Source organism: Nocardia sp. NPDC055165, assembly GCF_053606985.1.
The window spans coordinates 120406-130940 of record NZ_JBSGSS010000012.1; the positions used below are offsets into that span (position 1 = coordinate 120406).

Annotated in this window: 11 protein-coding genes; 5 read left to right on the plus strand and 6 right to left on the minus strand. The window is 65.7% G+C overall.

Features of this window, described 5'->3' with window-relative positions; all coding sequences use genetic code 11:
* Positions 1–6 precede the first annotated feature (6 nt).
* Positions 7–1284 (plus strand): ABC transporter permease, encoded by a 1278-nt coding sequence (locus tag ACWFRF_RS23980; protein WP_452452331.1) that lies wholly within the window; start codon positions 7–9, stop codon positions 1282–1284.
* Positions 1281–2567: an ABC transporter permease gene (locus tag ACWFRF_RS23985; protein ID WP_452452332.1), complete on the plus strand. Its 1287-nt coding sequence runs from the start codon at positions 1281–1283 to the stop codon at positions 2565–2567. The genes ACWFRF_RS23980 and ACWFRF_RS23985 overlap by 4 nt, the downstream gene beginning before the upstream one ends.
* On the opposite strand, the gene dtd is transcribed toward ACWFRF_RS23985, so the two are convergent.
* The gene (dtd, locus tag ACWFRF_RS23990) at positions 2568–3011 is read right to left on the minus strand and encodes a D-aminoacyl-tRNA deacylase (protein ID WP_452452334.1); all 444 of its coding nucleotides are present in this window, start codon (positions 3009–3011) and stop codon (positions 2568–2570) included. It abuts the gene before it with no gap.
* A 108-nt stretch (positions 3012–3119) separates the two neighbouring features.
* Entirely contained in the window at positions 3120–4655 is a 1536-nt protein-coding gene (locus ACWFRF_RS23995; protein WP_378993642.1) for a hypothetical protein, read from the minus strand.
* A gap of 220 nt (positions 4656–4875) precedes the next feature.
* On the opposite strand from ACWFRF_RS23995, the gene ACWFRF_RS24000 reads away from it, so the two are divergent.
* From ACWFRF_RS24000 to ACWFRF_RS24010, 3 genes are all read left to right on the plus strand, one after another.
* On the plus strand, positions 4876–6795 hold the full coding sequence (locus ACWFRF_RS24000) for a hypothetical protein (RefSeq protein WP_452452337.1): 1920 nt from the start codon (positions 4876–4878) through the stop codon (positions 6793–6795).
* Positions 6792–7592: an ESX secretion-associated protein EspG gene (locus ACWFRF_RS24005; RefSeq protein WP_452452338.1), complete on the plus strand. Its 801-nt coding sequence runs from the start codon at positions 6792–6794 to the stop codon at positions 7590–7592. The genes ACWFRF_RS24000 and ACWFRF_RS24005 overlap by 4 nt, the downstream gene beginning before the upstream one ends.
* Positions 7593–7716: 124 nt before the next feature.
* Entirely contained in the window at positions 7717–8037 is a 321-nt protein-coding gene (locus ACWFRF_RS24010; RefSeq protein WP_301904962.1) for a WXG100 family type VII secretion target, read from the plus strand.
* Between the two features lie 12 nt (positions 8038–8049).
* Here ACWFRF_RS24010 and ACWFRF_RS24015 read toward each other — a convergent pair whose 3' ends face one another.
* From ACWFRF_RS24015 to ACWFRF_RS24030, 4 genes are read right to left on the minus strand one after another with little or no spacing between them, the layout of a single operon-like run.
* Entirely contained in the window at positions 8050–8496 is a 447-nt protein-coding gene (locus ACWFRF_RS24015) for a TY-Chap domain-containing protein (protein WP_379313167.1), read from the minus strand.
* Positions 8493–8978, minus strand: a complete 486-nt coding sequence (locus tag ACWFRF_RS24020) for a DUF6301 family protein (RefSeq protein WP_452452340.1) — start codon at positions 8976–8978, stop codon at positions 8493–8495. The genes ACWFRF_RS24015 and ACWFRF_RS24020 overlap by 4 nt, the downstream gene beginning before the upstream one ends.
* Positions 8975–10084 (minus strand): hypothetical protein, encoded by a 1110-nt coding sequence (locus ACWFRF_RS24025; protein WP_452452342.1) that lies wholly within the window; start codon positions 10082–10084, stop codon positions 8975–8977. The genes ACWFRF_RS24020 and ACWFRF_RS24025 overlap by 4 nt, the downstream gene beginning before the upstream one ends.
* A gap of 28 nt (positions 10085–10112) precedes the next feature.
* Positions 10113–10496 (minus strand): hypothetical protein, encoded by a 384-nt coding sequence (locus ACWFRF_RS24030; protein ID WP_379313163.1) that lies wholly within the window; start codon positions 10494–10496, stop codon positions 10113–10115.
* Positions 10497–10535: the final 39 nt, after the last annotated feature.

The following is a 10535-nucleotide window of genomic DNA, read 5'->3' on the forward strand; positions in this document are numbered from 1 at the left end:
ACACCCATGCCGAGTACGACCATCGAGCCGGACATCGACTCACCCGGCGAGCGTGAACCGGACACGCGCGACATCGGCCGCACATTCATCGGGTACCTGACCGAAGCCAACAGCGTGATGGTGACGATCTATTCGTTGTTGCTGGCCTTCGCGATCGGGGCCCTGTTGATCATCGTCTCCGACGCGGCGGTGCGGGGTGCCTGGGGCTACTTCTTCAACCGGCCCGCCGATGCGCTGAGTTTCTCGTGGCAGGCGGTGAGCGCGGGCTATCGCGACATGTTCGAGGGCGCGATCATCGACTTCGGGCGGGTGCAGCAGTATGTCGACGGTGACGCCACCCTGGCCCAGGTGCTGCGCCCGATCTCGGAGACGCTCACCTACGCGACCCCGCTGATCTTCACCGGACTCGCCGTCGGCCTGGCCTTCCGGGCCGGACTGTTCAATATCGGCGGGCACGGACAGTTCATCTTCGGCTTGCTCGGCGGCGTGATGGTCGGGTTCGCGCTCGACCTGCCGCCCCTGCTGCATGTTCCGCTGGCCCTGCTCGCGGGTGCGCTTGCGGGCGGTCTGCTCGGCGCCATCCCCGGCGTGCTCAAGGCCAAAACCGGTGCGCACGAAGTGATCTCGTCGATCATGCTGAACAATATCGCTACTTACTTTCTGCTCTGGGCGTTGAGCACCACGTTCATCCACTCGACGACCTCGCAGGAACTGGTGTCCAAGCAGGTGGACTTCTCCGGCCGACTGCCCCGGCTGCTCGGCTGGGCGGGCTCGGGCCTGCGGGTCAGCGCGGGGCTGTTGCTCGGGCTGGCGCTCGCGGCCGGAATCTGGTGGCTGCTGCGCAAATCCACCTTCGGGTACCGGATCCGCGCGGTCGGTGCCAATACGCACGCGGCGGAAACGGCGGGTATCGATATCGGGCGCACGTTCGTCACCACGATGGCGGTGTCGGGCGGGCTGGCCGGGTTGGGCGGCGCCGCACTGGTGTTGGGGCTCAACCCGTACACGGTGAATCCGGGCACGGTCGCCGAATTCGGGTTCGACGGGATCACCGTCGCGCTGCTCGGGCGGGCGCATCCCGGCGGTATCGTCGCCGCCGCACTGCTGTTCGGTGCGCTGAAATCGGGCACGTTGCACATGCAGCCCGCCATTCCGGTCGAGATGTCCACGCTGTTGCAGGCGGTGATCGTGCTGTTCGTCGCCGCGCCCGCGCTGGTGAAAACCCTGCTGCACCTGCGCACACCGCGCGGTGGTCTCAACACTCTGGAAGCGAGGGGCTGGTGAGTACCACCACCGCGTCACCGGTCGTCACTGCCGAATCAGCCAGGCACGGTGTGGCCGGGGTGGTGCTCATCGTGCTCGGCATCGGTCTCGGCGTTCTCGGGCTGCTGTTCGTCAACGGTGGGCGGACGACCACCTTCCGATTGGATCAGACCGTCGAAAGTGGCTGGACCGTCAACACTCTCACGATCGTGCTGATCCTTGGCGTGGTGACCGTGGTGCTCGGTGGGGTGCTGGCGACGCGGCCGCTCTCGCGGCGCGCGCACGGGGCGATCGTCGGCATCGCGGTGGCGGCCCTGGTGATCGCGGCGCTGTCGTGGGTGGTGACGCCGGGCGTCGGCTTCCCGGTGGAGTTCGTGCTGGCGTCGACGCTGTTCCTGGCGCTGCCGTTCATCTTCGGTGCGCTGTCCGGCGTGGTCTGTGAACGGTCGGGCGTGATCAACCTCGGCATCGAGGGCCAGTTCCTGGCGGGCGCGTTCACCGCGGTGCTGTTCTCCTCGATCACCGGCAGCCCCTACGCCGGGATTGTGGCCGCGGTGATCAGCGGCATGCTGTCGACGCTGCTGCTGGCCTGGCTCGCGACCCGCTTCGAGGTGAACCAGCTGGTCACCGGTGTCATCCTCAATCTGCTCGCGCTGGGGCTCACCGGCTTCCTGTTCGAACGGCTCATGCGCATGGACCATTCGCTCAACCAGCCGAGCACGGTGCCGCGCATCGGCGGGTTCCTCCACGACATCGGCCTCGGCTTCCTGACCGGCATCCCGGTGCTCGGGCCGGTGCTGTTCGACCAGAACCTGTTCGTCTATGTGGCGCTGGCCTGCGTGTTCGGGCTGTCGTATCTGCTGTTCCAGACCCGCTGGGGCCTGCGCACCCGCGCCGTCGGCGAACATCCGGCCGCGGCCGACGCCGCGGGCATCGACGTGAACCGCCTGCGCTTCTGGAACGTCACCTGTGCCGGTGCCCTGTCGGGTTTCGGCGGCGCCTTCTTCACCATCGCCAACAATGTGGCCTTCAGCAAGAACATGACCGCGGCGCTCGGCTTCGTGGCCCTGGCGGTGATGATCGTCGGCCGCTGGAAGCCGGTCGGCGCGCTGCTGGCCGCCCTGCTGTTCGGTTTCTCCAGCGCCCTGCAACGCTTCCTCAACACCATGCCGGGCAACCCGATCCCCACCGAATTCCTCGGCATGCTGCCCTACGTGGTCACCCTGGTCGTGGTCGCCGGATTCATCGGAAAGGCGGTCGCGCCCGCCGCCGACGGCATCCCGTACCGGCCGGGCGACAAGTAGTCAGCCTTCGAGCAGGACGGTGACCGGGCCGTCGTTGGTGAGTTCGATCTGCATGTGGGCGCCGAATTCTCCGGTGGCGACGGTGGCGCCCAGCTCGCGGAGTGCCTCGGCGAAGGTGTCGACGAGGGGTTCGGCGAGCGAGCCGGGGGCGGCGGCGTTCCAGGAGGGGCGCCGGCCCTTGGCGGTGTTGGCGTAGAGGGTGAACTGGCTGACCACCAGGATGGGGGCGTCCAGGTCGGCGGCGGAGCGTTCACCGTCGAGGATGCGCAGGCGATAGGCCTTGTCGGCCAGAGCTTTCGCGTTGGCCGTGGTGTCGGTGTGGGTAGCGCCGACGAGAGCGAGGAGGCCGTGGGGGACTCCCGTCGCCGCCGGGTCGATGCGGCCGACGACCTGATCGTCGACGCTCACCTGGGCACTGGTCACACGTTGCAGCAGTACTCGCACAGCTCCGATCATGCCGGGTGACCGCGCTGTGCGGCGTTCGGGGGCGACTCATCTGTCGGTGCGATCACCACGGGTCTGCTGGGCACCGCGGCTTTTCGCGGTGACGATTCAATCCTTGCCGAAGAAGAGGATATTCGGGCCGTAGTCGGTGAGTGGGGCCTTCTCCGCGGACTGGCGGATGCCCGCGCCGGGGAGCTCGGTGACCTTGGCGAACATCTCGGCATTGCCGAAGGCGGCTCTGACCTGGGTTTCGGAGGCGTAGTCGGCGCCGTAGTCGGCCAGGGTCGCGAAATCCAGGGGCGCCAGCGGGGTATCGAGGGGTGCCTGGCCCGCCGGCCTGCCGAGGGCGGCGTACTGGGTGGCGACGCCGTTGTCGTAGAGGCACAGTTCGTAGGAGATCTTCTCGATCGTGGCGACGGTGAGGACCGGCCATTTCATCGAGAGGGCCACGGCGAGTGGGTGTTTGCCGAGGGCGCCGATCTCCCAGTTGAGACTCTTCACCGAAATCCAGCTGCCCGAGGACTTTTCGACGAGCACCACATCGGCGCCGAGCTCGGTCTCGAGGTTGGTCTTGGGTTCTTTGACACCCCAGTGCTTGTCGTGCACCCCGGCGAAGCGGCCCGCGTCGACCGGATTCGCGCCGTCCTGGGCGTACGCGGCGACGATCGCGGCGCGTACCTGCTCCAGCGCGTCCGGCGCCGAGCACCGGACGGCGATCGCGCCGTAGGTCGCGGAGATCTCGACCGGTCGCGACGGCGGCTCCGGCATCGCCCCTGCCGCAAGGGGTTTGAGACCCACCAGGGCCAGCCGCCAATTGATCTCGTCGATCGTGGCCAGGTCGCCACCCGACTGGTACAGGATCTGCTGCTGCGTGAGCCGTCCCGCGCGTTCGAGGGTCGGTGCGCCCAGCTTCACCAGCGCCTGCGTGGTCTTGACCGTGAGGTCGAGCTCCTCGACCCGGGTTTCGCGCAGTTTCGCCGTGCTCGCGGTGGTGGTCACCTCGGAGTACAGGGTGCGGTAGGTCGCGATGGCCTGTTTGCGTGAGCGCCCCACCATCAGGGTGCGCAGCAGAGTGCTCAGACTCGCCAGGTACTTGCCCGGTTGTTCGGAAGCGCGCGCGTACATCGCCGCCCGAATCCGGACCGCCGACTCACTGGCAGCCACCGCCGCGTCGTGATCGAGCCGCATCAACCACACGCCGCACTTGGACAACCCGTCGGCGCACATGGCCGAAACATCCGGGTAGTCCTGCGCGACCTGCCGATACGCCGAACAGGCACTGCGAATGGTGTTGGTCGCGAGCTGCCGGTGCCCGACCAGCCGCGTCGCCTGCTCGAACAACCGCAACGCGTCCTGCAACGCACCCGCGTACTCGTAGGAGACATACCCGCCGACCAGCCAGTGCAGCCGGATCGCCACCGCTTCCTGCGCGGGTTCCAGCGCCTCCGCCGTGCGGTCGCGCCCCGACGGATCATCCCTGGTCGTGAGCAGACCCTGGGCGAATTCGGTCAGCGATCCGGCCAAGCGCAGGTAGTCGTCGGCGTGCTGGCTGCGGGTGTTGGCGCGATTGGCTGCCACGCGCCGTTCGAGGCCGCTCAGATCGGTCATGAGCAGTTCCATCGCGACGTCAAGCTGGGCACCCATCGTTCGTTCGTTCATGGCCGTCCGGCGGCCGCTAGCGCTTTGATCGAGTCTGTCACAGATCGGTGTCGGCTGCCGGATCGTTCGCCGGAACCGGCTGTTCATCCGGCATCGGTGCCGGTGTTTCCTTGGTGCTGTGCATATTTCGCATTGCTCACTAGAATGCGATGCGATCGAGTCGGCTGCGAGGGTCGGCGGTGGGGTGCTTCGAGGAGCGGTTAGCGTGGGCGATTCTCCCTGGTCAGGACTGGCCAGTAAGGCAAAAGTCAAGGTCGAGACGGGAGCTGCGCTCGAGGCGGCCAAGGCGTGCAGTACGGCGATCGAGGTGTTCAAGGGTTGCCAGAACCTGTTCCGCGACCACGACCTCAACAACTACGACGAGTCCAAGCTGGGCGGCAGCCAAGTCGACGCGGGTCCGCCGCTGCGGACCAAGTTCATCTCCGAGGCCACCCAGGCCAAGGACCTGCTCGGGCGCTATATCGACTCGCTCGAGGATCTGGTCTCCATGTTCAAGGCCGCGGGTGAGTCGTACACCGACACCGACAAGGGCTCCGGCGACAACATTGCCGCGCTCAAGGGCGATCTGAAGAATGTGAACTCCTCGCCGGGTGCCAAGGATATGAAGGGCGAGGTCTCCCAGGCCGGTGGTTACACGCCGGCTCACTGGGAAGTCGATGTCAAGGTGCGGCAGGGCACCGGCATGGAAATCAAGATGGAGAAGCACAACTACGACATCGAGACCGCGAACGTGCCCAAGCACGCGGGCACCGCGACGGCGGAATCGGTCGGTGTGCGGATACCCGTCCGCGCCGCGGACAACATGTCCTGGCGGGACATGTACGACCTCGGTCAGCGGCTGTCCTGGCAGGAGGTGGCCAACGACGCTCCGATCTGGGAGGCGATGGCCCATGCTGTGCACGGCGCCGCCTACAACCTCGAGCAGAAGCTCGGTGAGATCACCCGCGACCGGTGGGAGAGCCAGGGCGGTGACGCCGCGTTCGCCGCGATCTCCACGTTCGGCAAGTCGGCGATGACCGCGAGCGACTCCTTCACGATGATGCAGCAGAACCTCGAGTACACCGCGAACTGGTTGTACGCGACCAAGGTGTGTATGCCGATCGACAAAGAAGACAAGTGTGACGACGATCTGCAGGAGAACCGCGATCGGTACAAGCGCCACTACGTCGACGGTGTCGGGCAGACCGAGAAGCTCTTCCCTGCGGCCGCGGAGCCCGCGGCGCCGAAGGGGCCGGTGAAGCCGCCGGAGAACAATAACAACAATAATAACAACAACAATAATAATAATAACGGCAACAGTAATAACAACGGCAATAATAATGCCGGTGGTAACAACAACTCCGGTGGTAGCGGAAATTCCGGTGGCAGTGGTAATTCCGGGGGTGGGAGCCAACAGCAGGCGACGTCGCCGGCCGCGGTGGCTGCCCAGCAAGCGGCGCAGCAAGCCGCCCAGCAGGCGGCCGCGGAGCTGCAGCAGAACGGCACCAACGGTTCGCAGCAGAGCGCGAACGGTCAGACGGCGGGTTCCATCGGATCAACTGGATCCACCGGGTCGTCGGCGGGGTCGAGTGGGTCGGGATCGGGCGACATGTCCAGCATCCTGTCCTCGGTGATGTCGGCGGTGACGTCCGCGGTCTCCTCACTCACCCAGGCGCTGCCCTCGCTGGCCACCGCGTTGCAGCAGGTGTCCGCCGACACCAGCGGTACCGGCGCCACCTCGGGCCTGCCCGATTTCACCCAGCTGGGCAACCTGTTCGGGCAGTTCCCTGACCTGACCGAACTGCTGTCACAGTCGCCCGAGCTCAACCAGCTGATCGCGGACAACCCCGCCCTCTCGCCGCTGGCGGAGTTGCTCGGCATCGATACCGTGACGACGACCGTCGACGGGGCGGGAGTGCCGGAGGAGAGCGCCGAAACGGCTGCGGGCGAGGCATTCCCGCGCGCCTCGCTGCCCGACTTCTCCAACCTCTCGGGTCTGGGCGAGGTCGTCACCCCGCTCACCGGCTTGCTCGCCGAGTCGATGGCGACCGAAGCGCCCGCGCAGGTTGTGGAAGCGCCGGTCGAATCCGTGGAAGTCGGCGCCGCCGGCTCGCTCGCGCACGCACGGCCGGAGGCGCAGGCGTGACGCGGAAGTGGGAGCTCACCGACATCGAATTCCGGGTGCTGTGGCAGCGATTCGTCGGCACCGATCTGCCGCGTCCGCTCACCTTCCAGACCAGGACTCGCCTGCACGAGGACTACGAGGAAGAGAAGTACCAGGTCTGGCAGCGTCTGCAACACACGGTCGATCCGACGCTTCGCTCGGTCTTCGATGTGCTGGAGCGGCCGGAAGTGTATGTGCGGCTGCGTGGTTGGAACGATCGTGCGCGTGACGACGCCGGCCAGTGGCTCAAGGCCAGGGCCGCACGAGCCGGCGCCAACGGATACCTGGTCTACCAGCTCCCCGGTGAAACCCCCACGCACAGTGGTGGTTACACGGTGGTCGACATCGGTCCCCACGGCCTGGCCGACGCCATCGTCGACCTGATGCCGGCCACCGGTGCGGGCACGGGCGGGATGATCCCGCTCGTCACCGACGCGAGCGCCGGAGCCGGCGACGAGTACGGGCAGCGATCCTCGATGTTCTTCGAGGAAGCCGACACCTCGATCGTCGAGCGCAGCACCGAGTTCTTCAGCCGTTCCGCCGACCGCACCGGAACCATCAATATCCTGCAGAATCAGTCCATGTTCGGCTCGCGGGGGATGCATCGCGACATCCTGGTGTGGCGTGATCTTCCCGACGACGGGCGCTATGTCATCGAACTCCCCAGCGAGAATCCCATCGCCACCCCGACGTCGCGATCGGACCTGACCGAGAAGGTCAACACGTCTATCCAGCGCATGATGTCGCGCGTGGAATCACATTGGGAAGCAAGCGCATAGGGGCCGCGAGGTACCCACCGTTCACAGCGCTTTCATCTCGGGTTCGTTCCGTCGTGCGAGGCTGTTGCGCACGCGAAAGAGTTGTGGTGTGCTCAGAGCCACCACTCGTGGAGGGATGAGGGCGATGGGCACCTTCGAGTACGACGCCGACGATTTCCGGACCGCGGCCGGAAAATCGCGCAACGTCAGCACGCAACTCACCGGCATCATCAATACGCTGAACAGCTCGCTCAACGGCCGCGGAAACGTCTGGGGCAATGACAAACTCGGTCAGAGCTTCAACGACGGCCCCGGCGGCAACGACGGTTACGACTCGTCTTGGACCAACACCAGCGACAACGTCAAGACGATGGCGAAGTCCATGGGCGAGTTCGCCGACGGCCAGACCGAAAGCGCCGACTACATCGACAAGATGGAAAAGGGCAACCGCGACGGCTTGACCTAGTCAGGTAGTCGGTCAACTCGCGTCCGGGATACCGAGGCCCGGCAGATGCAGGCTGCTGTTTCCGGCACGCTCGACCCAGCCCTGGTAGCCCAGCGTCAGCGGGGAGTCGATGCCGAAGCCGTCACGGAGTCCGGTGACGGTGATCGCGGCGAGCCGACGGTAGGCGTCGGTGTCGACCGGCCAGGGGAATTCGGCCCACCAGTTGTCGCAGTGGTCCTGGTCGGGTTGGCGCCAGCCGGCCCGGGTGATAGCTCGCCAGCCTGCGTCGTCGGGGCGGGATGCCGGGTCGAGCCAAGCGTTTCCGGGGAGTTCGGCCAGGACCGATTCGCTCGTCTTGCGAAATTGTGCGAAGCGGCGCGAACCGGATGGTGCCGCTTCGCCGATCACCAGAACGGTGGTGTCGGGGGCGGCGGCGAGCTCGTTTGCCAACCCACGGGCGAATTCTTCCCAGTCGGTCACAGTAGGCCCTGGTTGTCGAGTTGGAGGTTGCGGTCGTCTGCGGCGAGGCGGGTATTGGTGACCAGGTTCAGCCAGATCGACGCGGCGGAGAGGATGAGGACGACGGTCGTTTCGGCGCCTGCCCATCGAATTTGCGGGGTCGGTGCTGTGACCTGTGCGGTCGGTTCACCGAGGCGCTCGCTGATCGCCTGCGCGTAGTCGGCGAAAGCTGTTTTCACTGCGTGCTTTTCGCTCGCCTCGGCGTAGTCGGTGAGCTGCAGCTCGATGCGGGTTACATCGCCACTTTTGGCTTGGATGGTCCCGCTGTCGGGGCCGAATCCGGTGTCGAGCATGATTCGGCGCGGTCGGCTGGAGATGGTCTGCCAGCCGAATTGTTCGACAATCGAGGGGGCATCGTCGATGTTCCATGACCAGTCGAGGGCGGCCAGTCTGCCGGAGAGATCGGCGGCGTCGGCGGATGGCATCGTTCGCCATGTGGTCATTCGCTTGCCTTCCTGTTGTCTTGGAGCGCGAGGCCGGTCATGGGAGCCGCGAGTGCGCCATCCTCATCCCATTGACGTCGGAGTAACAGCCGGTGGTGTCTGTCGTAGTGGTGTTCTTCGCTGATCCGGCCGTCGGGGCGGTACCGGTACCAGGATCCGATGGGGCCGGTGGGGCTGTTGACACCTTCGTGGCTGACCTTCCCCCTGACTGATTCGGTATAGAGGCCGTCGGGATAGCCGTCGCGATAGTCCTGGATGTATGTGGGGGCGTGGACTCGTCCGGTGAAGGGGCGACCGTTGTGCTGGAGGGCACCGGATTCTGCGGCTGTGAGCGTGGGATCGTCGTGGGCCAGGTCGGGGTGTGTCTCGGCGGGGTAGGCGGTGAGCTCGCCGTTGTCGTCCCAGCGCTGTTGGCGGAGAGTCTTCCCGGAGTCGTCGGCGATTTCGCGGTGTTGTGGTGTGCCGTCCTGGTTCCAGGTGATTTGGAGACCGATGGGGTTTCCCCGGTGGTTGACCCAGGCGTGGTCGCGTGCGCCGTCCCAGTGCCAGGCGAATTCAGGCCCGTCGCGGTAGCCGTCGAGGTGCCATTCGATTTCTACTATGGGCCCGTCCGCGTAGTTGTAGCCGTATCCGACGGCTTGGCCGGTGAATGGTCGGCCGTGGTAGGTGTTGAGGCCGTCGTGGTTCTTGTCGTAGACGAGTCCGGGGTCTTTGTGGTTGACGGCGCTCGGGAGAAGGGGTTTGGCAAGGGCTGCGGCGTCGAAGTCTTCGACGAGAACTCCGGCGGAGTCCCAGCGTTTACGGTGTTGGAGATAGCCGCTCGTGTCGTAGTTGTCTTCTTGGATGAGCGTGCCGTCGGGGGACCAGTAGCGCCAGTCGTCGTACTTGAATCCGCGCCTGTACCAGCCTGAGTGCCGCCGTGTTCCGTCCGGATACCAGGCGGTGCAGCTTTGTTCGCGGTAGCCGTTCTCGTAGGAAGTGTTGTCGATTTCGGTGAAGTCGGGCAGGTATTCGACTGTTTCACCGGTGAATGGTTCGCTGCGGTAGTAGACCCGTCCGTCCACCGTGGTCAGTTCGGGGTCATTGATGTCGATGAACAGCGACACGCGACGTTCCTTCCCGCTCGTTCGCTTCTCAGAAATAGGACAGGAACGCCGCGTCGAAATCGGGGTCGCGGGTGTCGAAGTTCTGGGGGACGTAGTCCTGGGCGCGGACGTGCTCTACGAACTCGGTGGGCAGGACGAGGGCCTGCTCGGCGAGGTACTTCAGCGAGTCCTCGCGCCAGATCCAGACGCCGTCGGAGTACAGGGAGGGGCCGCCCTCGATGTCGGCGTCTCTGATGAACAGGTCGGGGGATTCGCCCATGACGTCGAAGATCGCGCGAACCTTGCGCATGTAGTTCAGAATCCGGTCGCGGTCGCCCTCGACGGTACCGGTGGGCGCGTCGAAGACCGAGGGCAGCTCGTCGTGCCCGCGCTCGTACATCTCGCGGTACATGGCCACCGGCTTCAATTCCATTGCGTGCGTCCCGTTCTCGATATCATGGAGTCTGTGTCC

Coding starts and splice junctions, on each gene's coding strand:
- ACWFRF_RS23980 (WP_452452331.1), top strand. CDS start 7: ATGCCGAGTACGACCATCGAGCCGGACATCGACTCACCCGGCGAGCGT.
- ACWFRF_RS23995 (WP_378993642.1), bottom strand. CDS start 4,655: ATGGGTGCCCAGCTTGACGTCGCGATGGAACTGCTCATGACCGATCTG.
- ACWFRF_RS24020 (WP_452452340.1), bottom strand. CDS start 8,978: ATGACCACATGGCGAACGATGCCATCCGCCGACGCCGCCGATCTCTCC.
- ACWFRF_RS24010 (WP_301904962.1), top strand. CDS start 7,717: ATGGGCACCTTCGAGTACGACGCCGACGATTTCCGGACCGCGGCCGGA.
- ACWFRF_RS24030 (WP_379313163.1), bottom strand. CDS start 10,496: ATGGAATTGAAGCCGGTGGCCATGTACCGCGAGATGTACGAGCGCGGG.